Source organism: Palaeococcus pacificus DY20341 (assembly GCF_000725425.1).
In the GTDB taxonomy this organism is placed as follows: domain Archaea; phylum Methanobacteriota_B; class Thermococci; order Thermococcales; family Thermococcaceae; genus Palaeococcus; species Palaeococcus pacificus.
In genome coordinates this window covers 493,581-518,397 of sequence record NZ_CP006019.1, presented here as the reverse complement: position 1 = coordinate 518,397, position 24,817 = coordinate 493,581, and the positions used below count along the sequence as shown (strand labels likewise).

Annotated in this window: 30 protein-coding genes, 1 tRNA gene and 1 riboswitch; of the genes, 14 read left to right on the top strand and 17 right to left on the bottom strand. The window is 43.0% G+C overall.

Features of this window, described 5'->3' with window-relative positions; translation table 11 throughout:
* The first annotated feature begins 100 nt into the window (after window positions 1-100).
* Entirely contained in the window at window positions 101-1,159 is a 1,059-nt protein-coding gene (locus PAP_RS02965) for an NOG1 family protein (RefSeq protein WP_048164621.1), read from the top strand.
* Here PAP_RS02965 and PAP_RS02960 read toward each other — a convergent pair.
* From PAP_RS02960 to PAP_RS02945, 4 genes are all read right to left on the bottom strand, one after another.
* Window positions 1,119-2,015, bottom strand: a complete 897-nt coding sequence (locus PAP_RS02960; protein WP_048164620.1) for a zinc ribbon domain-containing protein — start codon at window positions 2,013-2,015, stop codon at window positions 1,119-1,121. The two genes, PAP_RS02965 and PAP_RS02960, sit on opposite strands and share 41 nt — an antisense overlap.
* A gap of 80 nt (window positions 2,016-2,095) precedes the next feature.
* A complete protein-coding gene (locus PAP_RS02955; RefSeq protein ID WP_048164619.1) occupies window positions 2,096-2,269 on the bottom strand; it encodes a 50S ribosomal protein L37e in 174 nt (57 codons plus the stop codon).
* A 20-nt stretch (window positions 2,270-2,289) separates the two neighbouring features.
* Complete coding sequence (locus PAP_RS02950) at window positions 2,290-2,526, bottom strand: LSM domain-containing protein (RefSeq protein WP_048164618.1); 237 nt, start codon at window positions 2,524-2,526, stop codon at window positions 2,290-2,292.
* Window positions 2,527-2,623: 97 nt separating this feature from the next.
* On the bottom strand, window positions 2,624-3,472 hold the full coding sequence (locus PAP_RS02945) for an energy-coupling factor ABC transporter ATP-binding protein (RefSeq protein WP_048164617.1): 849 nt from the start codon (window positions 3,470-3,472) through the stop codon (window positions 2,624-2,626).
* 61 nt (window positions 3,473-3,533) lie between these two features.
* Between PAP_RS02945 and sppA the strand changes: the two genes are divergently transcribed.
* Genes sppA through PAP_RS02930 form a run of 3 tightly spaced genes read left to right on the top strand, consistent with a single transcriptional unit; the run spans window position 3,534 to window position 6,031 of the window.
* The gene (sppA, locus tag PAP_RS02940) at window positions 3,534-4,544 is read left to right on the top strand and encodes a signal peptide peptidase SppA (protein WP_048164616.1); all 1,011 of its coding nucleotides are present in this window, start codon (window positions 3,534-3,536) and stop codon (window positions 4,542-4,544) included.
* Window positions 4,545-4,548: 4 nt separating this feature from the next.
* Window positions 4,549-5,028 (top strand): PH1570 family protein, encoded by a 480-nt coding sequence (locus PAP_RS02935; RefSeq protein WP_048164615.1) that lies wholly within the window; start codon window positions 4,549-4,551, stop codon window positions 5,026-5,028.
* Between the two features lies 1 nt (window position 5,029).
* Window positions 5,030-6,031, top strand: coding sequence for an AI-2E family transporter (locus PAP_RS02930; RefSeq protein WP_048164614.1), 1,002 nt, complete (start codon window positions 5,030-5,032; stop codon window positions 6,029-6,031).
* On the opposite strand, the gene PAP_RS02925 is transcribed toward PAP_RS02930, so the two are convergent.
* Window positions 6,028-7,017, bottom strand: coding sequence for an AIR synthase family protein (locus tag PAP_RS02925; protein WP_048164613.1), 990 nt, complete (start codon window positions 7,015-7,017; stop codon window positions 6,028-6,030). The genes PAP_RS02930 and PAP_RS02925 overlap by 4 nt on opposite strands.
* 78 nt (window positions 7,018-7,095) lie before the next feature.
* Here PAP_RS02925 and PAP_RS02920 point away from each other — a divergent pair, with 78 nt between their 5' ends.
* Window positions 7,096-7,968, top strand: coding sequence for a hypothetical protein (locus tag PAP_RS02920; protein ID WP_330217308.1), 873 nt, complete (start codon window positions 7,096-7,098; stop codon window positions 7,966-7,968).
* Between the two features lie 33 nt (window positions 7,969-8,001).
* On the opposite strand, the gene taw2 is transcribed toward PAP_RS02920, so the two are convergent.
* Complete coding sequence (gene taw2 / locus PAP_RS02915; RefSeq protein ID WP_048165913.1) at window positions 8,002-8,847, bottom strand: tRNA(Phe) (4-demethylwyosine(37)-C(7)) aminocarboxypropyltransferase Taw2; 846 nt, start codon at window positions 8,845-8,847, stop codon at window positions 8,002-8,004.
* A 133-nt stretch (window positions 8,848-8,980) separates the two neighbouring features.
* Between taw2 and PAP_RS02910 the strand changes: the two genes are divergently transcribed.
* The 5 genes from PAP_RS02910 to uppS all read left to right on the top strand — a co-directional run bounded on the left by PAP_RS02910 (window position 8,981) and on the right by uppS (window position 12,440).
* Window positions 8,981-9,328, top strand: coding sequence for a hypothetical protein (locus PAP_RS02910; protein WP_048164611.1), 348 nt, complete (start codon window positions 8,981-8,983; stop codon window positions 9,326-9,328).
* Between the two features lie 141 nt (window positions 9,329-9,469).
* Window positions 9,470-9,859 carry a 30S ribosomal protein S8e gene (locus tag PAP_RS02905; protein WP_048164610.1) on the top strand — a complete coding sequence of 130 codons (390 nt, stop codon included), beginning with the start codon at window positions 9,470-9,472 and terminating at the stop codon, window positions 9,857-9,859.
* Window positions 9,860-9,980: 121 nt separating this feature from the next.
* Window positions 9,981-11,027: a Xaa-Pro dipeptidase PepQ gene (gene pepQ / locus PAP_RS02900; protein WP_048164609.1), complete on the top strand. Its 1,047-nt coding sequence runs from the start codon at window positions 9,981-9,983 to the stop codon at window positions 11,025-11,027.
* A gap of 84 nt (window positions 11,028-11,111) precedes the next feature.
* Window positions 11,112-11,636 carry a gamma carbonic anhydrase family protein gene (locus PAP_RS02895; RefSeq protein ID WP_048164608.1) on the top strand — a complete coding sequence of 175 codons (525 nt, stop codon included), beginning with the start codon at window positions 11,112-11,114 and terminating at the stop codon, window positions 11,634-11,636.
* A gap of 6 nt (window positions 11,637-11,642) precedes the next feature.
* On the top strand, window positions 11,643-12,440 hold the full coding sequence (gene uppS / locus PAP_RS02890; protein WP_048164607.1) for a polyprenyl diphosphate synthase: 798 nt from the start codon (window positions 11,643-11,645) through the stop codon (window positions 12,438-12,440).
* On the opposite strand, the gene PAP_RS02885 is transcribed toward uppS, so the two are convergent.
* The 5 genes from PAP_RS02885 to PAP_RS02865 all read right to left on the bottom strand — a co-directional run bounded on the left by PAP_RS02885 (window position 12,437) and on the right by PAP_RS02865 (window position 16,192).
* Entirely contained in the window at window positions 12,437-13,111 is a 675-nt protein-coding gene (locus tag PAP_RS02885) for an aspartate/glutamate racemase family protein (protein WP_048164606.1), read from the bottom strand. The genes uppS and PAP_RS02885 overlap by 4 nt on opposite strands.
* Before the next feature lie 68 nt (window positions 13,112-13,179).
* Entirely contained in the window at window positions 13,180-14,394 is a 1,215-nt protein-coding gene (gene coaBC / locus PAP_RS02880) for a bifunctional phosphopantothenoylcysteine decarboxylase/phosphopantothenate--cysteine ligase CoaBC (protein ID WP_048164605.1), read from the bottom strand.
* Between the two features lie 127 nt (window positions 14,395-14,521).
* Window positions 14,522-14,902: a DUF190 domain-containing protein gene (locus PAP_RS02875; protein WP_048164604.1), complete on the bottom strand. Its 381-nt coding sequence runs from the start codon at window positions 14,900-14,902 to the stop codon at window positions 14,522-14,524.
* Window positions 14,903-14,906: 4 nt separating this feature from the next.
* Window positions 14,907-15,278: a fluoride efflux transporter CrcB gene (gene crcB, locus PAP_RS02870; protein ID WP_048165912.1), complete on the bottom strand. Its 372-nt coding sequence runs from the start codon at window positions 15,276-15,278 to the stop codon at window positions 14,907-14,909.
* Between the two features lie 44 nt (window positions 15,279-15,322).
* The gene (locus PAP_RS02865; RefSeq protein ID WP_048164603.1) at window positions 15,323-16,192 is read right to left on the bottom strand and encodes a prenyltransferase/squalene oxidase repeat-containing protein; all 870 of its coding nucleotides are present in this window, start codon (window positions 16,190-16,192) and stop codon (window positions 15,323-15,325) included.
* Window positions 16,193-16,236: 44 nt separating this feature from the next.
* A riboswitch (Fluoride riboswitch) is annotated at window positions 16,237-16,312 on the bottom strand.
* Between the two features lie 64 nt (window positions 16,313-16,376).
* On the opposite strand from PAP_RS02865, the gene PAP_RS02860 reads away from it, so the two are divergent.
* Entirely contained in the window at window positions 16,377-16,844 is a 468-nt protein-coding gene (locus tag PAP_RS02860) for a DUF192 domain-containing protein (protein WP_048164602.1), read from the top strand.
* Here the strand turns inward: PAP_RS02860 and trm5b are convergent.
* The 3 genes from trm5b to PAP_RS02845 all read right to left on the bottom strand — a co-directional run bounded on the left by trm5b (window position 16,841) and on the right by PAP_RS02845 (window position 18,808).
* Complete coding sequence (gene trm5b, locus PAP_RS02855) at window positions 16,841-17,833, bottom strand: tRNA (guanine(37)-N1)-methyltransferase Trm5b (protein WP_048165911.1); 993 nt, start codon at window positions 17,831-17,833, stop codon at window positions 16,841-16,843. The two genes, PAP_RS02860 and trm5b, sit on opposite strands and share 4 nt — an antisense overlap.
* 18 nt (window positions 17,834-17,851) lie before the next feature.
* Window positions 17,852-18,490: a hypothetical protein gene (locus tag PAP_RS02850; RefSeq protein WP_048164601.1), complete on the bottom strand. Its 639-nt coding sequence runs from the start codon at window positions 18,488-18,490 to the stop codon at window positions 17,852-17,854.
* A 240-nt stretch (window positions 18,491-18,730) separates the two neighbouring features.
* Window positions 18,731-18,808: transfer RNA gene (locus PAP_RS02845), tRNA-Glu, on the bottom strand.
* Between the two features lie 137 nt (window positions 18,809-18,945).
* Between PAP_RS02845 and glyS the strand changes: the two genes are divergently transcribed.
* The 3 genes from glyS to PAP_RS02830 are packed head-to-tail and all read left to right on the top strand — an operon-like array spanning window position 18,946 to window position 21,446.
* Complete coding sequence (glyS, locus tag PAP_RS02840; protein ID WP_048165910.1) at window positions 18,946-20,616, top strand: glycine--tRNA ligase; 1,671 nt, start codon at window positions 18,946-18,948, stop codon at window positions 20,614-20,616.
* A 28-nt stretch (window positions 20,617-20,644) separates the two neighbouring features.
* Complete coding sequence (locus PAP_RS02835; protein WP_048164600.1) at window positions 20,645-21,175, top strand: DUF402 domain-containing protein; 531 nt, start codon at window positions 20,645-20,647, stop codon at window positions 21,173-21,175.
* A complete protein-coding gene (locus PAP_RS02830) occupies window positions 21,168-21,446 on the top strand; it encodes a DUF167 family protein (RefSeq protein WP_048164599.1) in 279 nt (92 codons plus the stop codon). The genes PAP_RS02835 and PAP_RS02830 overlap by 8 nt, the downstream gene beginning before the upstream one ends.
* Here the strand turns inward: PAP_RS02830 and PAP_RS02825 are convergent.
* The 3 genes from PAP_RS02825 to thsB form a co-directional block, all read right to left on the bottom strand.
* Window positions 21,443-21,799, bottom strand: a complete 357-nt coding sequence (locus tag PAP_RS02825; RefSeq protein WP_048164598.1) for a hypothetical protein — start codon at window positions 21,797-21,799, stop codon at window positions 21,443-21,445. The two genes, PAP_RS02830 and PAP_RS02825, sit on opposite strands and share 4 nt — an antisense overlap.
* Before the next feature lie 66 nt (window positions 21,800-21,865).
* A complete protein-coding gene (locus tag PAP_RS02820) occupies window positions 21,866-22,870 on the bottom strand; it encodes a phosphorylating glyceraldehyde-3-phosphate dehydrogenase (protein WP_048164597.1) in 1,005 nt (334 codons plus the stop codon).
* 136 nt (window positions 22,871-23,006) lie between these two features.
* Window positions 23,007-24,659, bottom strand: a complete 1,653-nt coding sequence (gene thsB, locus PAP_RS02815; RefSeq protein ID WP_048164596.1) for a thermosome subunit beta — start codon at window positions 24,657-24,659, stop codon at window positions 23,007-23,009.
* Between the last annotated feature and the right edge of the window lie 158 nt (window positions 24,660-24,817).

Here is a 24,817-nt window from a genome sequence, read left to right as displayed (position 1 = left end):
CAACTAAGTCTATATATTAAAAAGCTTTCCTCGCTTCATCAACACCTTTAAAAACCCATGGGAAAACCCAATAACGGCGAGAGAAAAAGAGGTGAGTGAGATGAAAAATCCATTTGAAAAAATGCCTACAATACTGTTCCCGGACGAGCTCATTGATAAAGCCTTTAGGAGAGCTGAGAAAGCCGCGAGTGCGGCCACTCCTAGAGGCAAACCCTTCCAAAAGGCGAGAGAGAGGGAGGAGCTTAGGATTAGAACTGTCTCTCAAGTTTTGAGAGATAACTTAAGGAAAGTTTTAGACAGAACTCCAGGTGTTTCTACCCTACCGCCTTTCTATCAAGAACTCTTGGACACACTCGTGGATAGGGACATGTTTCACAAATCCCTAGCTTCGATAAATTGGGCAATTAAGACCATTAAAATGCTCGAGGACAGATACGTCGAGAAAATAAGATATTCAAGAGACCCTGATGAGATGGCAAGACTTAGAAGACAGTTCTATGGAAGGGTTGCGAGCATAATAAAGGACATAGGAGACAGATTGGAGTATTTAAACAAAGCTAGAGACGTTTTGAAGGACTTACCTATCATTGACCTTAACCTTCCTACAATAGTCATAGCGGGACATCCAAACGTCGGGAAGTCCACGCTCCTGAGGCAGCTTACCAATGCGAAGCCCGAAGTAGCGAGCTATCCTTTCACGACAAAAGGGATAAACGTCGGCCAATTCGAAGAACACTGGCTTAAATACCAAGTTATAGACACACCCGGTCTATTAGATAGACCTTTGAGCGAGCGCAACGAAATAGAGAGGCAAGCAATTCTAGCTCTAAAACACCTAGGGAAAGTGATAATCTACATCTTCGACCCATCAGAGTACTGCGGCTATCCAATTGAACATCAAATGCACCTCTTCGAGGAGATATATGAGGAGTTCAAGGAGTTCCCATTTATAGTCGTGCTTAACAAGACGGACATAGCAGATGAAGAGAAGATTCAGAAAGTAGAGAGCTTCTTGAGGGATATAGGCATAGACCCAATCAGGATAGTCGCAAAAGACGGCACCGGTATTGATAAGCTAAAGGAAAGACTAATTGGAATAATAAAACCAGAGATGGAGGCTATTGTTCTCCACAATATGGGCAGAAGTCTAAATGGATAGGCTTCATAGCTCCGCAGTTCTCACATTTTTCTTTTAGTTTTATCCCGCAGTTCGGACAAATGATATAATCGTCTTTTATTGGAAAACCGCAGTTGTAGCACTTGTTTTGGGCTATCCTACGCTTGTGAACTCTCTCGGGCTTTAAGTACTCCCGTCTAATGTAGTAAAGTGCTAGAGCCGTTGCTACAGCCCCAAATAGACTCAATCCAATTACCTGAAGGGAGCTCCATACAGCCTCTACAGCGAGATACGCTAAGAGCAGAGAGGAGTATGCTATTAAGGATGCAGCGTAGATGTTTTTGTAGCGCTTGTAGAGGAGGAAAGATGCCAAGAATGCTGGGAGCACAAAGAGAAGCTTTAAGAGCAAAACCTTTATTCTATACACCGAATAGGCATTCCTATATTCTCTCCATGCCATTTCATTAAGCTCTTGGATTTGATTGTTCAGCTCGTAGAGCTGGTTTTCCACTTCCTTGTAAGCTGCCTCTACTGCACTAAATTCTAAAAGGGCTTTTTCATAGTCTTTCTTAGCACTTAAGTACTCGTTTTTGAGATCTTCCGTAACATTGTTACTTTCCAAAGCAACCCTATACTCTTCCCTTTTAAATACGTAGAGCTCCTGAGCTTTTGTTAAGTTATCCCTCATCTCATCATAGCGGATACGAAAGTTCCTTGAGAGTAAGCTGAGTCTGCTTTGATTCTCCAAAAGCTCACTTGGCACGTATTTTGACTCGTAATCATGAAAGTCTGGCCTTTTTGGAATGTCTTCCAGCTCATCTAAGAAGTTTATGCTTGCTAAAAGTAGGAATAGAACAAATGCACTCGCCAAAATTTTCTCAATCCTGCTGTACTCCAAAAGGCTCACCAATTAATGATCAGCACTCATAGTATATTAAGGCTAAGGTGCTGGAGAGATAGAAAAACAAAAAAGAAAAATCACTTCCTGTGCTTCCTTGACCAGCTGTACTTCCTCATCCTGCTGCTCTTACCAAAGCCACAGGCAGCACAATAGCCCTTCTTCCTGTTAAAGGATTTCCTACCGCATCTCCTGCACCTAATGTGGGTCTCCTTCTTATTCCTTTGTCCCATTGTAGCTGTTCCGCTTCCCATGAGAATCACCTCTTAAAGATTCACTCAGTCTCGTAGTCAACAGGGGAAATTGCTAAAACGTTGTCTCCCCTAATAACAATGCGCCCGTAGCTCTTCACAATCTCCCCATTCTCGACGAGTTGAGCATCAGCCAAGACTATGTTCAAGTGAATGTCATAACCCTTAAGCTTCCCTCTAACTTCCAATCCTCTCTTCAAGATTACTAAAACGTCCTTCTCAAGTGACTTGTGGATAACATCAAGTGGTCTTTCCGCCATTCTTCTTCCCTCCTAAATAACCAAAGATAGTTGTTGTTCACATTGATAACGGGGAGAAGCCTTTATAACTCTTTCGTATGCTTCAATCCCTTCGATATCAAGCCTTTTTCAATAGCCTCCTCAACTCTTTAACAATCTCCTTCTCATTCAAGGCGGCCCTATTGATACAGCCTTTCTCTTTAAGACGGTGTCCTATTTTAACGCTTGTTGGAATTTTTATCCCAAGCCTATTTAAGAGTTCAACTTCCTCAAAAACCTGCCTGGGCTTCCCCTCCAGTATTATCTCACCTTTATCCATTACAATAACCCTATCGGCGAAGTTCAAAAGATAGTCCGTGTTGTGCTCCACCATTATTGTTGTAATTCCCTGCTCTTTGTTTAAAAGTGTGACCAGACTCAAAACTTGCTCCCGTCCTAAAGGATCAAGCTGCGAAGTTGGCTCGTCCAAAACAAGAACTTCAGGCTTCATTGCCAAAACGCTCGCTATAGCCAAGCGTTGCTTTTGACCGCCGCTCAAATTAGGAGGAAATTCATTCTCAAGCCCCTCCAAACCCGCCAGTTTTAAAGCCCATTTAATACGGCGCTTAATCTCCTCCACATCGAGGCCCAAGTTTTCTAAACCAAAAGCCACTTCCTCCTCAACAGTCATGTTGAAAAGCTGAGAGTCAGGATTTTGAAGAATCAATCCCACAAGAGTAGAAAGCTCTGCAACGCTCGTATCCTTCGTGTTGTATCCCTTCACATAAACGTTCCCCTCAAACTCACCCGAAATTGAGTGGGGAATTATCCCGTTAAACGTTAAACAAAGAGTTGACTTACCGCTTCCGCTTGCCCCTAAAATCCCCAAAAATTCCCCTTTCTTAACTTTTAGATTAATACCCTTCAATGAATAATCCTCAGAGCCCAAATATTTGAAGCTTAAATCCTCAACCCTTATCAGCGCCATGGATTAATCTTGGCGGTGAAGGTTTAAAAGTCTTAAGCGCTATTTTTCTTTGGTGGTGAGTGTGAACAGAGAGGATGTTTGGAAGTATCTTAGTTTTATTCTCACGCTTTTACTTGCGCTGGCAATAGTCTCAAATGTGCTCTTATACATGCAGACGGGAGAGCTGCAAAAAGCTCTAACCGAAGAAAATAAAACTTACAGGTTTGAGGTGCAAGTCCCAAACGTCACTATCATAAGCAACGATACTGCGCTACAAGCAAAGATAACGGAGCTTCAGGGAGAAATTGAATATCTTAAAGAGCTGCTTAGAAAGGAGAAGCCAAAAGAAGCCAATGGCACCATAGTCATTCTACCTATAATGGGGCCCATCGATGATTACATGGCAAAAGACATAATTACCAAAATCAAAGAAATCGAGCAGAACCAAAGTATAGGTGGAGTTTTGCTGTGGATAGAGAGCCCGGGAGGATATGTTGGCCCCGTGAGGCTTATCTATAAGGAAGTTAAAAAACTAAGCTATAAAATACCTGTGGTTGCTTATACAGGTTCACTGGCCAATTCTGGAGGATATTACATAGCATGCGCTGCAGACAAGATAATAGCAGATCCCTTGGCTGATGTTGGAAGCATAGGTGTTATTTACGTGCACTATGATCTAGAGCAGAATTATGCTCAAAATGGGATAAAAGTGAACGTTTTCAAAACAGGCAAGTACAAAGATATGGGAGCGGAATGGCGGGATTTAACGGATGAAGAGAAAAAGATGATAACGGATATGGTAAATGTCTACTTTGAGGAGTTTTTAAACGTGGTCAGCGAGGGAAGAAAGCTCGACATGAACACAACGAAAGAGTATGCGACAGGAAGGAGCTGGTTCGCCACGGATGTTAAAGGCGTTTTAGTTGATGATTTGGGAGACTTAAACTACGCTATAAAAACCCTCGAGAACCTTATGAACGTCTCAAGCGCAAAGGTAATATTCTATGATGCAAATAAAATAGATTTTGGGATATATCAAAGCTCTTCACTATTTATGCCCGCAAAGTACGCTATCTCGTACACTCGGGGGTGAGCCAATGCAGTGTGAGGAGGAGCTTGAAGTGTTTGAGAATGGCTTCGATGACGGGAAGTTCAACCTTAGGATAGAGTTTTATGGTGAAGACGCTCGAAAAATTCTGTTGGCAATTATTTACGAGCTCTACCTCCCTGACTATGGAGAGGCTTATGTATACCCATTTGAGTGCGCCAAAGAGTTTTGGGGCATTTTTATGGACGGAAGCGAAGTTAAAGGGGAGGAGTTAAAGCTCAGCAAAACCAAGTTCGTTAACCGTTCCCTAATTGATAAGCTCAAGGGAGCTTTGGAAAGCATTGATGCTCCTAAGGATGTTAAAGCCATCATTGAAAAAGAGCTCGAGAAGAGCGAAATTTACAAACTCAAAGATGGCCTTTTGGCCTTGGGTAAAAACTTTATCCTTGATGAGGGCAGCAAAAGGCTCTTCCTCTTCAACAAGCCGGGTGCAAGGGAATTAATCCTCAAATATCTGCGGAAGTGGTAGAATGCAGGGAGAGTCTATAGCGTGGCTTGTTCTTTCTGCAATCATTCTCTTTTTGGTTTGGAAAACAATAGAGCCCTTCGTAACGCCCCTCATTTTTGGAGCTGCCATCGCTTACATCGTCCTTCCTGTTCACCACAGATTGTCTAAAAAGATTGGAGAAAAAAGCTCAGCAATAGCTTTAACTGCTATAATGGGCATAGTTTCTGTTCTCTTTGTCATTGGTGTTGTAATGTGGCTCCGCGGCACTCTTCAGTATATCTACATCTATGTCGCAAATGCTTTGAAGTTCATAACACGCCCTGATCTCCCCTTAGGAATCAGCGAAACTTTGAACTCACTTTCAACGTCAATACCCGAAAGAATAAAGGATTCACTCTTGAACTACACCCTCTCAATTCCCCTTTTCATACTGCAGGTCATGGTCTTCTTGGGGATTTTTTACACCACCCTCAGCAACACCCGCTTTTTGACCCTTGAGCTCTACAGGCTGATACCTCAAGACAACCGCGAGCTTGGGGAGGCACTAATAAAAAGGGCTGAAGCAACGCTCAGCGCTCTCTTGAGAACATGGCTTTTGCTGAGCACCATAAAGGGAATCTTCTTAGCCGTAGGGTTCATAATCTTCGACATAACGAACGTCACGGGTGCAATGGCTGCTGGAATTCTGTGCATAGTCCTTGAGCTGCTTCCAGTTATAGGAGGATGGGTAATGTGGGTAGCAGGAGCCCTCTACCTAATACTAAACAACGATGCTGTACTGGCAGGGATACTGTTTGGGCTCTACGGTGCTATCTTTATTTCTCCAATTCCAGACATAACAATTAGACCAAAGCTCATAGCAGAGGGTGCAAAAATAAACGCCGTAATAGCGCTCATCGGAATATTTGGGGGGTTAATCGCTTTTGGATTTAAAGGTCTTATCATTGGTCCAGTCAGTTTGGGACTTCTGCAGACGCTCGTGGAGGAATGGAAAGTAAGGGAGAAAGAAATAATAGCTGGCTAAAAGAGCTTCCAGAGCTCATCGGTCTCAGGCTGTTCAAGGGGCTGTTCTTTCCCATTCTTTATGAGGACTCGAGTTTCTTTTTCTCCAAGGAACTCCCCAATAATCGAGGCCTTGATGCCCTCCCTTTCAAGTGCCTCCACGATTTTCCCAGCATTTTCTTTGGGAGCTGAAATCAAAAGTGCTCCAGAGCTTATCAATGCAAACGGATTTAATTCAAAATATTCACATATTTTCCTCGTTTCCTCTGCTATAAGGAGCTTTTCCCAATAGACCCTAAAACCCAAGCCTGACGCATCAGCCATCTCGTGCAGTCCGTTGGCAACACCTCCCTCCGTTGGGTCGTGCATAGCGCTAACCCCGATTTCACTCGCTATTAGTGCATCTTTTACAACGCTTATCTTCCAGAGAAATGCCTTTGCTCTCTCTACGAACTCCTCTCCAAACGCATTTTTAAGCTCCTCTTCTCTTTCGCTTGCTATTATGGAAGTTCCCTCTATCGCAAGTCCCTTGGTGAGGATTATTTTGTCACCCGCTTTAGCGTTTGCGGCTGAGGTAAGCTTCTCTTTAGTCGTCTCTCCTAGCATAGCCCCCATCACTATAGGTCTGTCTAGGCCCACAGTGACTTCCGTGTGGCCGCCTATAATAGCGATTCCCAACGCCTTAGCGCTCTTATCCAAGTCATCCATTATTTCCCTCAAAAGCGCCTCATCTGCGTTTTCAGGGAGCAAAATCGTAACTAAAAACCATTTTGGTTTAGCGCCCATTGTGGCAATGTCGTTTGCATTCACATTGACAGCGTAAAACCCTATGTGCTTTGAAGCACCGGTTATGGGGTCGCTTGTAGCCACTAGGACTTTATCACCAAACTCTACCGCTGAAGCATCAACTCCCACACTAGGGGGGATTAAAATTCTCTCACCTTTCGCTCCTAAGTGATTGAAAACTATCTCCTTAAGCTTTTCTGGTGGAACTTTACCCGGAAGCATTTTTCATCGCCAGAGGAAGTAGGGCTTGGGGATTAAAAGCTTGTCGGAAGATATATAAACGATGTGAAGTAGCTTAACTTGACCGATGATTGGAACAAGAGTGAGCTGACGGGTGATGACCGACTTCTCGCTGAGGTCATGAATATGGAAATAGCAGAGATAAACGGTTTCAGCTTCCAAATACCCAAAAACGTGAAGTACAGCTTCTTCAATAGCCCCTATCATCCACACCGCTTAGGGACTGGAATAGATGTTTATTTTGAAGAGAAAGCACTGTTCCCCTTTGAAGAGGGAATCGTTGAGGAAATTAAAAAGATTAGAACACCAAAATACGTCCCTGTTCGAGAGGACTACCTGGTGATTCTCAATGTTCACGGCTTCTGCTTAAAGGTGCTCCATGTTAAGCCCAGCGTTGAGGTGAATGAAAAGCTCTATCTCGGCGACGAATTTGGCAAGTTGGTGGTTTCCGGCTTCTTCAGGCCTTGGAGCGATAGACATGCGCACTTTGAACTCAGAAACTGCACCGATAGGTATAGAGCAAGGGGAGGACTTTTAGTTAAGCCAAAGCTCTTAAAGCTCGTGCCTATAGCTAAAGGAAATAGATTCGAAGTTGTGGAAAAGGAAGAGAACTACTACTGGTTAAAGCCCCTAAGAAGAGCAGGCAAAAGCTTAACTCCTTTAACCTTCCAAAACGCCCCTCTCGAAGGGGGTTTGCCTCATTATCACTACGGGGCAGTTTTTGAGAGCTTTGATAAAGTTGAGCTCTTTGGGAGAGAGATTTACATCAAAGAAAAGCTTGCCAATGGCGTTGGAATTTTCGATGCAGATTTTGAAATTTTTGTAAATGATCAAAAAGTGAAGGGAATTGGGATCTACTGCAACGAGGAGAGGATAAAGCTCATTGGTGGTGAGTTTAGAGAGAGGGATATTGTTGAGATTACGATTGTATAATAGCCATTATAATAACCGCGATTACACATCACTTCATTTCTTAAACACCCTCAAGTCAAGAACGACGTGCCAAACTCCTGGGGCATAGCGCTTTATTACGTGCTCCTCTAAAAGCTCCACCTCGTAGCCGTGCTCCCTCGCTGTTTTTTGGAATGTTGCGAATGGTTCTTTAGGCATCAAGCGCTCGGGGACCGTGTTGTGGTAGTGGATTACCGCCTCGTCCTTCGCTATCTCCAAGGCTTTTGGTATAAACTCATGTGTGCTTATAACATATCCCATCAAAATTCTGTCCGCTATGTTTTCGCCCTTGAACTCGCGGTTGTCAATATTGTAAGCAGTCATTCTATCTTGGACCCTATTGAGCTCTATGTTCTCCACCAAAAAGCGGAAGGTGTAAGGGCTCTTCTCTATTGCAATTACCTTCGCCTTACAGTGCTTTGCTATTGGCAGTGAGAGATGGCCTATGCCCGCGAACATATCTACCACGAGTTCGTTTGGCTTTGCTATACTCGCCATCCTCACCCTTTCCTTGACGTTGGCGGGAGAGAACATTATTCTTGAGGCATCGAGCTTGTAGAGGATGCCGTTCTCCTTATGAATTGTTATTGGGTCATGCCCATAAATTATCTCGTAGTGAGGCTCTCTAAACTCCCCCAAAATCCAGCCTTTCCTAAGAACGGTCTTAACCTCGAGGACTTCAGCATAGACTTTTGCTATCTCATATTTATATGGGAGAAGTTCTTCCCTAAGAGGAAGAATTAAAACATCACCAATCTGAACCCATCGCTTCGGCAGTTTATCAACTAACCCACTGGGCAGTGTTTCGCTTAAAATTTCTTTTATGCGGGGCTTTATTACTCTGGTGCTTCTCCTACTCATCACGTAGGAGTTTAGGAGAACCCTTTTAAACATTTTTACTCCCTCGTCATTTCGGCAAAAAGCGATGAGAAAGGCTTAAAAATGGGAAAGACAAGTTAAATTATGAAGACTTACTCGGAGGTAGAAGAGTACTATGGAGGATGAATCCTCGAGTTTTAGTGGCAGTTCTTGGTTTAATCGATTGTTTAAAAAGGACAGCGGCATCTTGGAGCAGGAAATAACGGAAGATGCATATAATGACTTGAAAAGGCTTTTAATGAGGGCAAATCCAGAGACACGTGGCGATAAGGTAATTCTGAGACTCCCAAAGGGAGAGGTGGTTTTGAGTAGAACCAAGCTTAAAGTTGTAGCTCCCAATAGGAGAGAGGCCGAGAAGATTTTGAGGAATTTACACCACTATTCGTTGCCCCCCGGATTGTGGCCTTCCTACGGCCTCAGCTACTCCATAAAGAGGAGTGCCATGAAAATAAGAGGGGGATGATTTCTTTTCTTTCCCCTCCAATGCTGACCTCCTCTTGGAAATCATAACCCCTTAAAAAACAGGGCTTTCGAATGGGGCAAAGCTTATAAACAAACTTTTTGAATATGCCTTGTGATTAAGCTCATCAGGTGAGGTGAGATTATGGCGATTTGGCAAGGAAGATCATTAAAGAAGCCTTCAGGTGGAAAGATTATAATCGCTAGAAAGAAGAGGAAGAGGGAGCTCGGAAGAGAGCCAGCTATGACAAGGGTCTCTGATGAGGAAAAGAAGAAGATTATTAGAACCTACGGTGGCAACAGAAAAGTCAGGCTCGTTGAAGCCGTTTATGCCAACGTCTTTGAAAGCGGTAAGGGCAAAAAGGTTAAGATATTGAGTGTTATTGACAACCCAGCCAACAGGCAGTACATTAGAAGAAACATAATAACAAAGGGAGCCATAATTGAGACTGAGGCTGGAAAGGCCATCGTTACTTCAAGACCAGGACAAGATGGCGTTGTTAACGCTGTTTTGATTAAGGAAGAAAACGCTTGAAGCACTTTTTACTTCCTGCAACTCTTTTTCTTAATTTGCTTTAAATTTGTGGTATCTGTCACTCTCAGTTAACAGAAAGAGTTTTATTCTATTTACGCAAACCATTGGCGAGGTGGAGATTATGAAGTCCAGGATAGAAAAAGTTCAAGCTTACCTTTCTGAAAATGAAATTGATGCCGCACTAATAACAAGAAATGAAAATTTGTTTTATTTTACGGGAAGTTCACCCGTTCTAGGGGGTTACTTAATCATAACTCCAGATGAGAGCACTTTTTTCGTTCCAGAGCTTGAACACGAACAGGCAAAAGAGGAATCCTCCGTTCCTGTTGAGAAGTTTAAAAAGCTCGATGAACTTTACGAACACTTTAAGAGATTCAAAGTTTTAGGCGTTGAAGGTTCCATGAGCTTATCTTTCAGCAACCAGCTTAAGGAAAAAGCCGAGATTAAGGATTTAAAGATCATAGATGAGCTTATCAAAGAGTCCAGAATAGTAAAAACTCCTCAAGAGATAGAAGTCATTGAAGCTGCTTGTAAAATAGCAGATATGGCAATGATGGTCGCATTGGAGGAAATAAGCGAAGGAAAAACAGAGAGAGAAATAGCGGCTAAGATGGAGTATATAATGAAAACACATGGCGCCGAAAAGCCTGCTTTTGATACGATAATAGCGAGCGGCTGGCGTTCGGCCTTGCCTCACGGAGTAGCTAGCGATAAGAGGATTGAAAAAGGAGAGCTTGTAGTCATTGATGAAGGAGCATTGTATGGGCACTATCACTCTGATATAACAAGGACTATCGTAGTCGGCTCACCCAACGAGAAACAAAAAGAGATTTATGAGATAGTCTTGGAGGCTCAAAAGGCTGCTGTTGAAGCTGCAAAACCCGGAATGACGGCCAAAGAGCTCGATAGCGTTGCAAGAGATATTATAAAAGAGTATGGCTATGGAGATTACTTCATCCATAGCTTAGGACACGGAGTGGGTTTGGCAATTCACGAGTGGCCTAGGGTTAGTCAAGCAGACGAAACAGAGCTAAAAGAGGGTATGGTTATAACCATCGAGCCCGGTATATACATTCCAAAGCTTGGCGGCGTTAGAATTGAGGACACGGTCGTTATCACAAAGAACGGCGCAAGAAGGCTAACAAAAACTGAAAGAGAACTAATTTAATCCTTAATCTTCCCTCTTTTTTAAAGGTCAGATTTATAAATGCTCCCTCATATTTGTGAATGAAAACATTCAGGGGTGGTTTTAATGCCAGTTTATGAACTGAATGGTAAGAAGCCTAAAATTCATGAGAGTGCTTTTGTTGATGAGATGGCCTCAATCATCGGGGATGTTGTTTTGGAGGAAAAGGTAAACGTTTGGCCTTCAGCAATTTTAAGGGGAGACATAGAACAGATTTATGTTGGAAAGGGCTCAAACATCCAAGATAACGTTAGTATACACACCTCTCCCGGAATGCCAACCATAATTGGAGAGCACGTCACAATAGGCCACAACGCCGTTGTCCACGGAGCAAAGATTGGGGACTACACAATCATAGGAATGGGTGCTGTAGTTCTCGACGGTGCAAAGATTGGAAAGCACGTTATAGTTGGCGCAGGCGCTTTAGTCCCACCAGGAAAGGAGATACCCGACTACAGCCTTGTTGTAGGCGTTCCAGGAAAAGTCGTTAGGCAGCTCAGCGAAGGCGAAATTGAAATGACTAAGAAGAACGCCGAGGTTTATTTGGAACTAGCAGAGCTCCACTTAACTAAGAGAAAGAAGATAGAGTGAGGTTCGATGATTTATAGAGTTGTCTCTTACATTCCTCATATTTTATTTAAGCCCCTCTATGACCTATATGAGGGCTATCTATTCGAGAGGGTAAAGTCTAATGGAAGAATTCCAAAGCATGTAGCTATTATAATGGACGGCAATAGAAGGTGGGCACGCAAATTGGAAAAGCCCCCCTGGTATGGTCACCTTTTCGGCTCCCAAAAGCTTGAGGAGATTTTAGACTGGTGCAGAGAGCTTGAGATAAGAACATTAACTGTTTACGCTTTCTCAACGGAGAACTTTAAGCGAAGCGAAAAGGAAGTAAATGCATTGATGAATCTCTTTGAGAAAAAGTTCAGGGAGTTAATAGAAGACGAAAGGGTGCACCGCTATGGGATTAGGGTGAACGTTCTCGGGAGAAAGGAGCTCTTACCAGAAAACGTGAGAAAAGCGGCTGAAGATGCTGAAAGAGCGACCAAAAAGTACAGTAACTACTATCTAAACATAGCTCTCGCCTACGGCGGGAGGAGTGAAATTGTAGATGCAATCAGAAAAATAGTTGAGAACTTGGAGCAAGGAGAGATAAGGAAGGAAGATATTAACGAAGAGCTCCTTAAAAAGTATCTCTACGTCCCAAATATGAGCGATCCTGATATCGTAATAAGGACTGGAGGAGAGATAAGGATAAGCAACTTCCTTTTGTATCAAATAGCATACAGCGAGCTTTTCTTTGTCGATGTGTACTTCCCAGAGTTCAGGAAAATCGACTTTTTAAGGATAATAAGAGAATACCAAAAGAGGCAGAGAAGGTTTGGACGCTAAGCCCTCTCAATTAAAGCCCTAATATGAATCTCTGCGGTGTCCAAAACTTCAACGCTTACATCACCTTGTTTTATTGCTAAAGGAAGCTCAGTGCAGCCGAGGATTACCCCTTCAATTCCCATCTCCTTCGCATACATTTCTATAAGCTCCACGAGATAAGACTTGCCCTTAAAGTTTTCAAACATGAGCTCTTCAAAGATTATCCTGTTTATCTCCTCAATCTCTGCTTCATTTGGTGTTACAACCCCAAAGCCCCTCTCTTTGAGCGCCTCTTTGTAGAAGGGCATGCTCATAGTCGTTTTCGTTCCAAGAAGAAGGAGCTTTTTGAGGCCTCTCCTCCTGGCTTCTTCTGCAACAGCATCTATTATGCTTACCATCTCCACATTAATGGCCTTTTGAACCTCGGGAAACACTATGTGCGGCGTATTTGCAGAGATTCCAATGACCTCAGCGCCTGCTCTCTCCAGAGCCTTTGCCGCGTTTATTAGAATCCTCTTCCTCCCTTCCCAGCCTTCGGGGTTGTCTTTAAACTCCTTGAAGTTTATGCTGTATATCACAAACTCTGGATAAAAGTGGGGCTCAAACTTCTCCCTTGATACATGAATAAATTTTTTGTAATAGTAGAGTGTTGATTCCGGACTCATTCCCCCAATTATGCCTATCTTTTTCATCGTATCACCAAAAGAAAAAAGACATTAATATTTATGAGCTTTTTTAGTGAAGAAATATTCATAAAAAACTAAAGAATCCCGACTATCTTGTCCCAAATCTTCTCTGCCAGCTCGCGCTTGCTCATCAGTGGAAGCTTTTCATAGCTTTCTCCCGTAATCCAGTAGACTTCGTTCACTTCACTTCCAAAGGCCACTTCTCCCCTGTTGGCAATTACAACGTCGCTTTTAGCCTTCTCTATCTGTCTCCTTGCTTGAGCTATTAGCTCCTCTTCACCAACACCATATTCTGCTTTAAATCCTACCAAGAACACGTCTGGAGCAATCTCCTTAACCCTTTGAATTATCTTTGGCGTTGGCACAAGTTCAAGAATTAGTTCCTTTCCGCTCTTTATCTTCTTCTGGGCTTTTTCTTTTGGAGTGAAGTCGCTCACAGCAGCTGCCAAAATCACAATATCATATTCCTTGCTCTTAAGCTCACTTTCAATTGCTTGGAGCATCTCTTCAACCGTCTCGACTTCGATTTGGTTCTCAACAAAGCTCGGCACACTTCCCTTGGTTTTTATTAAAGTAACCTCAGCACCTCTGAGCTCCGCCTCTTCCGCCAAAGCGACCCCCATTTTTCCGCTGCTCTTGTTTGTGATGAAGCGTATGGGATCGAGGTATTCTCTTGTGGCTCCAGCAGTAATTAAAACCCGCTTGCCTTCTAGGTCTTTCTTGTGGAGCTTTTTAATGACGTAGTAGATAATCTCATCAATGCTCGCAACTTTAGCTTTTCCCTCCTCAAAGCGCGGCCCTATGAACTCTACTCCAACTCTCTTAAGCTTTTCAATGTTCTCTTTGACTATGGGATGCTCGTACATTGTTGCGTGCATCGCTGGAGCTATCATTATTGGCGTGTGGGCAAAAGCCGTTGTTACAACCGTTGTTACAGGTGTATCATCAATGCCACAGGCTATCTTTGAGATTGTGTTAGCAGTTGCTGGACAAACTAAAACGAGGTCCGCTTTCTTATCATGCTCACCACATAGCTCAACGTGCTCGATGAAGCCCGTGATTTCTGTGACAACTTTATTCCCCGTTGCAAACTCCATTGCGTATGGGTGCACTATCTTTTGGGCGCTCTCGCTCATAACAGCGTGGACCTCAGCGCCATGCCTTATTAATTCGCGCGCAAGCTTTACGCACTCTACTGCCGCTATGCTCCCCGGAATTGCCAAAACAATTTTCTTTCCCAAGAGCTTTTTACTCTTTGTAGCATGAATTAATTCAACGTGATGGAGCATTTTTAATCACCATAAAAGAATGAGCATCAGCTTAAATAAAGCTTCCTTTAATCAGCACTTAAGCACATACCCAAGAATATTGAGTTGCTTTTATCGAAGACTACATTAGGGGAACAAATTATTTTAACTACTTCTCCCTCACAGCATCTTCCTCAAGCTTTTCTACCTCCTCTCTCGTACCAACCCAAACCACTATAACAGGCTCGACTGTTATCATGCCGTCCTTTATCATAGGCTTAATCTCATTAACAGCCTTCTCTATCTTGTATCCCTTATCGACGACCTCTATAACTATAGGTAAGTCTGCTGAGAGCCTTAAAACCTCTGCTGAGTGCAGCTTACTCTTCTTGCCAAAGCCGAGTATGCCCCTATAAACAGTAGCCCCAGCCATGCCCATCTCTCTAAGCTTTTCGACTATGGCCTTGTAAAGAGGCTTTCCCTTGTAAATGTCGTTTTCTCCAATATAAACTTTCATCCTAAGCGTATTCCAGTGCTCAATTTCAACCATAAGCTCACCTCCTCGCTAATAGGAACCCTAAAAATACTAAGCTAAGCGTGATTATAACGTTTGCTGAGATGTTTAGAAATGCTAAAGGATATTCCCTATCCCTCAAAAGCTCAAATGTCTCATAGGAGAAAGTTGAGAAAGTGCTCAAGCCTCCACAGAAGCCAGTTCCTAGGAAAACCCTCCAGTTGGATGGAATTTCATATCCAAAAAACAGCAGGCCATAGATATAGCCCAAGATAAAGCTGGCTAAGGCGTTCACCATAAGAGTACCTACAGGAAAGTCTTTGTAAACAGGCAGTATTCCCGAAATTCCATAACGAGTTAAAGCTCCAAGTGCACCTCCTAATGCCACAGCTAATGCTATCCTAGCATTCATACTCATTCCTCCTAAGTATTTATCTCTTTTATTACTCAAACAGTTCATTTAACCTCCCAATCAGATTTCAAGAGCTTAACTAGAGATTTCAGAGCCCTATAGCTATTTTGAAAGTTCGAAATGCCCATTTCCAAGGATCGCCTAAATCCCCCGTTGGAGTTTTGGAGAGCTCTTATAAAGTTGATGTGAGCTCTTATGTATGTGGGTGCATCCCCTATCAGTTCCAGTCCGAAGATTGCATAAAAGGTGGGTTCCAAATAAGGTGGTAGTGAGAGCGGAACCTCTGTAAAGCCACCGTAAACCTCACACTCTTTAAATAAGTTCGTTTTCTGGACTTCAAAACCCAAGCGACTTAAGGAAGACAACGCATGATACGTCATCGTTGTGGTGGGCTGCTTAACTCCATATCCTTCCCTCTTTTTAAAGCCATTAATGAACTCTTTAATAGAGTTTTTTACCTCATCATCAAGCTCATAATCAAGCGCACTTAAAGCTTTCAAAACCCAATAAGTCGCCTCTAAAGGCGTTGAAGCTCCAAACTCCTCACTTCCACCCAAACCTACAGCAAATTTGCCCTCTATAGGATTGTACTTCTCAAAGAGTAAACCGAGCTTTTCCTTTGCGAGATCTTTTGCTCCTAGAATCGCCAATCCCTCAACTGCCATAGCCAAAGCTACTGTGGCCTGCTGCGGCTTTATAGAGTTATACAAAAATTCAACAGTCTCATCTTTATTTGGAACATCCAATCCAAGGAGATCATAGATTTTAACTGCATGGTAAGTATCGTTTATATTTGTCTCTGCCAAGAGACTCACAAAGCAGTAGCCCCCATCCTCATGCCTTCTCTCTTCAACGTATCTCAAAAGGGCATCCACGTTAATGTATCTTTTCAACTCATGAAGCTCCGAGCCCATTCTACCGCCTCCCAAACTTTTTTTCCTAATCTTAAACCAACGCGGTGAGAACAGGCGTCATTAGCCCATTGCGGGCGGTTTGGGCTCGAAGCCCAGGCGGACGCCATCGCCCAGCTTAGGTAGCATAGCTCCATTTAAAATATTTATGCATAACTTTTATCAATAATGGTAGAGATGAATTTCTATGCTCATCAACAAAACCAAAAACAAAGTATGGCACGGTAGGGTTAAATTAGCGGACAGCTTCTTCAAGCGCTTTAGAGGACTAATGCTAAAGCCCAAGATAAACTACGCTCTGGTTTTCATACTTCCAGCCGAAACTAGGCTTAACTCATCTATCCACATGTTCTTTATGCTCCAAAGCATAGATGTTATATTTTTGGACGGGGATAAGAGAGTTGTGGACGTGAAAAGAGCTAAACCATGGCGGATTTACGTGCCAAAAAAAGCCGCTAAATATGTGATAGAAACCCCAAACGGCGTAGCTGGATACTTAAGTATCGAAATAGGTGATAAAATAGACTGGACTATTGAGGATGAAAAGAAAAAAGCCGTTCCAGCACCTATAGAAGCCATAAACAAACTTGGAGTTAAAAACATGAACAGCTCAATAAGCTTAGCTGAGCCAAAGCCTAAAGTAAAAGAACGCTAAAATACTCTAAAATCGATAGCTACGTTGTACTGATAAGGGGCATACGGTCTAACCACTCTCTCGTCAATTACCTCAACACTCCTCCCAAGCTTTTCAGCAACCCGTTTAATATTCTCCTCGTGCACTTCAAAGAGGTTCTCTTCATGAGAAAAACCGTAGTAGTGAATTACTCCCCCACTTTTAGTGCTTAAAATAGCCTCCCTCAAGAATTCATGGGCAAATTTTGGAAGATTCATTATCACCCTATCGGCCTTAATCTGACCAGCAACTTTTCTCACATCTCCCAAGATTGGTATAACATTCTCAACCTTGTTGAGCTTTTTGTTCTCTTCGAGGTATTTAACGGCCCACGGATTTATGTCGCAGGCAAAGACGAGCCCAGCTTTCTTTGCTAATAGAACTGCATAAGGGCCAACACCCGCAAACATGTCAAAAATTATCTCGCCTTCCTTTGCTTTCTCAAAAACCCGCATTCTCTCAGTGGCCAAGCGTGGAGTGTAGTAAACTCTCGCAACATCCAGCTTGAGCTTTATGTGGTTTTCTCTATGGATAGTCTCAGTTCTCTCCTCTCCCGCTAAATGGAGCAGCTCTCTAACCCTAAAAGTTCCGGAAACTTTGCTTCCCTTCATAAAAACCGCTTTTATCCCTTTGTGGACTTCAAGAATAGCTTCTCCTATATTTCCACCATAAGAAACGAGCTCAACAGGAAGCTCAATAATCGCTATATCTCCTATTATATCAAAAGAGCTCGGTAATAGAGTTCTAAGCTCATTAGGAACCTCAACAACTTCTCGATAGCTTGAGGGCCTCTTTTTAACTGGCTCAAACTCACTTTCTACAACTTCAAAGCCTTTAACAGGCGATTTAACCGGAAAAATTAAGAATTTCCCATCTTTTTTAATTTTATAGTCCGTAGCCAATACTCCTAACTCCAAAAGCTTCCTTCTAACTTTTTCTCCCTCTCTAAGTGGAACCTTAATTCCCAACATGGGCATCGGAGGTAGTGCTCAATGGAGGGATATAAACGTTTTCCCAGACTTTAGTGTTTTTATATTTTGGATCTTTATCTCAAAGAGTTCTCCCTCCTGAATAGAAGCCACTATCTTAACAGTTCTACTGTCTAAAGGAAGGTATTTTGAGAGTCTCTTCACGCTGACATTTGCTGTAATCTCTAAATTGTCATTAAACGATACTTCTTCCACGAGAACACTATCAAACTCTCCTATCATTGGAAGTGCTTCATTAATGAGAAGTTTAATGTCCTCCCTAGATGAGATTACTTTTTTATCAGTATAAATTGAGACTTTTGATGGAAGAGGGAAATTGTTCTTATATAATTCCATTAAAACTATCGGGACTTCTTTTCCGCAAATTCGAGCAACTTTCAGAAAAGCATTGCTTATTTCAATTTTATTCCCAAACCCCTCAATTAAAACTACTTCTGTGGGCAGTTTTATCATTCTCGCAAGCTTTACTAGTATAAAAGGAAGATTCTCATAATATGATTTTCCGCGAAGTACTGAAACTTCTGCTTTGGAATCAGAAAAAGTTTCTCTAATTCCTAAGCACAACCCACTAATCCTATGTATGACCTCCCGAGATAAAGACAGGGGAAGTTGGAATTCAAATTCCAACATCCTCTCCATTTTTATGTTCCCCCACATTGAAGTATATTTGCCTTAGATTTCACATTTAAATGTACTGTCGAATTGACTAACTTAAACGTTTGTGTTATAATTTAAGAACTTGTTCCTAATAAGCATTGTGGTAGTAATATGTACAATAATACACTATTTTGTTTCCACATACTTACTAAAAGCAGAGAACTAATTAGAACTCCAAACGTATAAACAAAGACGCCGTGTAATATTAATCCCAGAATATTTTGGTGCCCCGGCCGGGATTTGAACCCGGGGCGCGGGCTCGAAAGGCCCGCATGTTTGACCGGGCTACACCACCGGGGCTCAATATGCTTAAGCTTGAGAATGATTTAAAAACTTTTCGGTCACTAGACCGCAAAAGTTTTTTAGGTTTTGGTTTTATGCCCTAAAAGGTGAGAGAAGTGAAGAAGATAGACAAATATGAAGTTTTGCAGGATTTAATGAGGCGGAGAGGTTTTGCATGGGGGAGTTATGAAATTTATGGTGGTGCAGCAGGTTTTTACGATTACGGCCCTCTTGGAGCCACGATAAAGCGTAAGATTGAACACAAGATAAGGAAAGCCTTCCAAAGAGAGGGTTTCTTTGAGCTCGAAACCCCCACAATCACTCCAGAGGCAGTTTTCATAGCATCCGGTCACGTTGAGAAGTTCGTTGACCCATTGGTAGAATGTAAGAAGTGCGGCTCAAGATTTAGGGCCGATCACTTAGTGGAGGAAGCTTTGGGTGTGGATACCGAAGGAATGAGTGCAGAGCATTTAACAGAGCTCATTAGAGAGCACGGTATAAGGTGCCCCGAGTGTGAAGGAGAGCTCGGTGAGGTTTGGTACTTCAACCTAATGTTTGAGACATATATTGGTCCATATAAAGATAAAAAAGGCTATTTAAGGCCCGAGACTGCTCAAGGACTTTTCATAAACTTTAAGAGATTAAACCACTTCGCGAGGAACCAGCTTCCATTTGGTGTCTTCCAAATCGGGAAGGCCTATAGAAACGAAATTTCGCCAAGACAGGGTATGATAAGGCTTAGAGAGTTCACACAGGCAGAGGCGGAGATATTCTTTAATCCAAAGGAAACTGAGCATCCACACTTCGATGAAGTTAAGGATGAGGTTTTGAGATTATACCCAATAGAGCACCAGCTCAAAGACTTGGGAATGATTGAGATAACTCTTGAAGAAGCTGTTAAAAAAGGCCACATAATGAACACATTCTTCGCCTACTACATGGCTATGGTTAAACGCGTCCTGCTTGACATAGGCATTCCAGAGAAAGCAATACGCTTTAGACAGCAACTGCCAGAGGAGAGAGCTCACTATTCAAGCGACACATGGGATGTCGAGATTTACAGCGAGCGCTTCGGCTGGATTGAGTGTGTGGGTATTGCCTATAGAGGGGATTATGACCTGAGCAAGCATATAAAGAAAAGCGGCGAAGACTTGACTGTAATGATACATTACAAAGAGCCTAAGATCGTTAAGAAGCTCAAAGTCTCGCTCAATATGGGACGCGTTGGGCCGAAGCTCAAAGGAGATGCCAAGAAAATCGCCCAAAAGCTGAAGGAGATGAGTGAAGAAGAGCTTAGAAAGATAGTTACGAGCCTTGAAGAGACCGGTAAGGTTATTATAGACGGCTACGAGCTTGAGAAGAATGATTTCATAGTCAAAGAAGTAGAGGAGAAAGTTACAGGAGAAAAGATAGTTCCGCACGTCCTAGAGCCGAGCTTCGGTATAGATAGGCCCTTCTATTTGTTGCTTGAAAACTCCCTAACGATTGATGAAGATGGAAGAGCTTACCTCAAGCTCAAGAAGGACATGGCCCCCATAGAGGTTGCTGTTTTGCCATTGGTGGCCAAAGAACCGCTCAAGAGCATAGCTTATGATGTCTTTAGAACCCTGCAAAAGGCAGGCTTTATAGTGGTTTACGACGAGAAAGACACCGTTGGAAGGAGATATGCAAGGTACGACGAGATTGGAACGCCCTACTGCGTAACCATAGACAACCAAACTCCAGAGGATAAAACGGTCACAGTTAGGGATAGAGACACGAGGGAGCAGATAAGGGTTAAGATTGATGAGCTTCCAGAGAAACTTAGAGAGCTCATCTTCGGCTGATTTCTTTTTATTTTCTAGGGGGTCGCAGATGAAAGTTCACCTCATATATAAAAGAGTTCCCAACCGTGTATTGGAGAGGGACGACGAGCTTATAGTGGATTTGGGGGATGTGATAATAGCCAAGTCTGAGTTTAAAGGCATGCTCACTCCACTTAAGGTAAATGGAGTTAAGGTTATCGACAACAACTACAAAATGCTCTACTTTGCCTTCGTTGGAAAGAACTACGATGTTTTGAAGGTCTACGATAGAGAAGGGAATTTTAAAGGCCTATATGTTGATGTGTTAGCATATACAAAGCGATATGAAAATACGCTGGAGATGCTCGACCTGTTTTTAGACATCTTCATATTCCCCAATGGAGAGCACTTCCTATTAGACGAGGAAGAGCTCGAGATGGCACTTAACTACGGCATAGTTGATAAGGAGACTGTTGACTTCGCTTATAACATAGCAAGGGAAATAATGGAAAAAATTGAGAAAGGAGAATTCCCGCCTAAGATTGTGTGGGAGTACTCACTTTCTGAGCATTATGAAGCGGAGGAAGATACACATGATTAAGGAAACCAAAGATGGAGTAATTTTGATGCTCTACGTTTCACCAAAGGCAAAGAAGAACGAGATTGATGGGATAGATGAGTGGCGGAAGCGTTTAAAGGTCAAAATCAAAGCCCCGCCGGTTGAAGGCAAAGCAAACAAGGAAGTGGTAAAGTTCTTCTCAAAGCTTTTTGGGCGAGAGGTGGTTATAATCCGGGGGGAAACCTCAAGGGAGAAGGACCTGCTCATTAAGGGGGCTAGTAAAGAGGAAGTCAAAGAAAAACTCAAGATTTAGCGGTATTTCAGGAAAGCAAGATAGTAAAAAGCCATCCCTATGAGCACGACTCCAAGAATGAAGAGATATAACGCTTCTTCTGGTTTTCTTCTGACATTTAAAGTGTAGCAGCCATTTGAGAAAGAGTAGTCCAATTCAATCTTCTTTAAGATAACGTTCCTTCCCCTCGCTACAAAAAGCTCTTGACTATTGCTAGAAACCATTAAAAACCCATTTTGAACGCTGATGTAATAATCACCCAGCGTTCCCCTATCACCGTCGCAGAACATTCCACTAAGGTTTTCGCTTGGGAAGAGAAAAAAGCCCACTATGAGAAGAACTCCAAGGATGATTAGATACTCCTCCTTCTCCACGCTATCACAAAAAAGAATCGATTTAAAGACATTTAAAATTTAGGGTGGAGAAAAGAGAAATGCTTTTCACTTCAAAATGCCCAAGCTCTTGTTCGTCTTCTTTATGCTCTCCCATTTGTCCGCTAACTCGAACATGGCCCTAATTGCGTCGATGTTTTCCGGGACAACATCGCTCTCTTGGTGGACAGCTTGGATGTAGAACAGGCGGTTTCCTTTAACATTAATGCTCTCCTTCCAAACCGCTATCTCATAGAGGTTGTTCCACTCCCTGTGCATGTCGCGGGCGAACTCAATCAGCTGGGCGGTGCTTGAGAAGCCCCTACCCTCTTCGAAGAGAAGCACACGAGTGGTACCTTCAAAGATATCCACAACATCTCTGGCTTCTATAGGCTTCTTGAGCTCCACCATCACGCTGTGAACGTGCATTAGAGTTGTGGGAACAACAAAAGCTGTTGTCTCAATGTTTATTGGAATCACCGTCTGCACATCTGGACCGTGGTGAGAAGGCACTTTAACACTCGGCTTTATTGCGTTAACTGGACCGCGCTTAATATCATTTGGATCCGCTGCCCTTCTAATCATTACGGCATAAACATAGTCAATGTAATCTTTTATGGCATTTAGCGTCCTTGTAAGGCCCGTAGTGTTGCATGAGACAACTCTAACGTAGTTCTTACCCAAAGCGTTTTCATAGTTTGCTTGAGCGACGAATGAGGCCTCGGCGACCTCAGCTTTTTCTCCACCTTGGAAGATAGCTTTAACGCCATGCTTCTCATAGAGAGCTTTGTTTTTAGCACCCATTCCTCCGGGGGTAGCGTCAACAATTACATCGACTTTTTCGAGAAGGTCTTCGAGAGTCCCTTCAACCTCAAATCCTGCTTTTTCGAATCTTGGAATGAACTCCTCACTTGCCGCATAAACAGAAATACCAAGCTCTTTTGCCCTATACGCTTCAAAATCCGGTTTTGTCTTTGTAACACCGATGAGCTCCATATCGTCCTGCTTTGTGACGGCATAGGCTACTCTCTTTCCAATAGTACCGTAACCGTTAATTCCCACCTTAATCTTCATGTCACCACCAAAGTATTTTACGCTTATGAAATTATTAAAGCTTTGTTTTCACTACTGGTGTTAAGCAAAAATATGTAGAAAAGTTCACATTTTCAACAGTTTTTAACAAAAAGAAGTTAAAGGAAAGCAAAGTTTGTCACATTCCCATGTCCATGCCGCCCATTCCGCCGGGCATTCCGCCAGAGCCACCCTCCGGCTTTGAGATCTTAGCTGCTATAACGTCGTCAATTCTGAGTATCATTATTGCAGCCTCGCTGGCACTCTTGATAGCTTGCTTCTTAACCCTCAATGGTTCTATGATGCCCTGCTCAAGCATGTCAACCGGCTCACCCTTGAACACGTCAATACCAATGGCCCTACCCTTGGTCTTGTGTTCACTGACGACCTTAACGAGTATGTCGATGGTGTCAAGACCTGCGTTCTCAGCGAGGGTCTTGGGGATTATCTTCAAAGCGTCGGCAAAGGCTTCGATGGCCAAAGCTTCCTTACCGCCGACCTCCTTAGCGAACTCGTCGAGCTTGATAGCCAATTCGATTTCTCCAGCACCACCAGCTGGAAGGATGAAGCCGTCTTCCATAACGTCTTTAACAACTTTTATTGCATCTTCTAAAGCTCTCTCGACCTCGTCGATAACGTGCTCTGTTCCACCTCTAATGAGGATTGTTACAGCCTTGGGGTTATTGCAGCCCTCGACAAATATCATGCTTTCGCCAGATATCTTCCTCTCTTCAACAAGCTCAGCAAAGCCAAGGTCTTCGCTCGTGAGGTCTTTAACGTTTGTAACAACTTTGGCGCCTGTGGCTTTGGCGAGTTTCTCCATGTCGCTCTTTTTAACTCTTCTAACGGCTAAGATGCCGGCCTTGGCAAGGTAGTGTTGAGCCAAGTCATCAATACCCTTTTGAACGAAGAGAACGTTAGCGCCTGTGGCAGCTATTTGCTCGACCATCTCTTTGAGCATTCTCTCCTCTTGCTCAAGGAATGAGTAGAGCTGCTCTGGGGCGGTGATGTTTATCTTAGCATCCGTCTCAGTCTTCTTAACTTCAAGAGCATCGTTGATGAGGGCAATCTTAGCATTCTCTACGCGCTTTGGCATCCTTGGGTGAACCCTCTCCTTATCAATGACAACACCCCTAATGAGTGTGCTTGCCTCAACGCTCTCTCCTTCCTTCTTCTCAATCTTTATGTTATCGATGTCGACTTCAAACTTGTCGCCAACCTTCTCAGCGACTTGCTTAACGGCATCAACGGCCAACTTGGCCATCTTCTCCTTGTGGCTCTCGGCGCTCTTTCCAGTGATTGAGGTCATAGCTATCTTCGTGAGTGTCTCTTCGTTCTCTGGGTCCACTTTGATAGCAATCTCTTCAAGAACCTCTTGGGCTTTCTCAGCGGCCATTGTGTAACCCTTAACGATAATGCTTGGGTGAATGTTTTGGTCAAGCAACTCCTCAGCCTTTCTTAAGAGCTCACCAGCAATAACAACAGCAGTGGTAGTTCCATCTCCAGCCTCCTCATCTTGGGTCTTGGCAACTTCAACCATCATCTTAGCAGCTGGGTGCTGGAGATCAATCTTGTCGAGAATTGTGGCACCGTCGTTTGTGACAACGATGTCTCCGAGGCTGTCTACGAGCATTTTGTCCATTCCTTTTGGTCCGAGAGTGGTTCTAACTGTTTCAGCAATTATTCTTGCAGCAAGAATGTTCAACCTTTGGGCGTCCCTACCAACATATCTTTGGGTCCCCTCTGGAAGAATAATAACGGGTTGTCCGCCTTGTCCAACTAATTGAGCCATTTGGCATTCCTCCTAAATTTTATTTTCAAAATCCATACGTTAGTGCTATATAAAAGCTTTTTGTTCAAAAAGACAAATATTTACAAAATTATTTGAAAAAATACCAAGATAGAGATGGATTAAAACGAAAAATGCTAACTCAGTGAACGGCTGGAAGA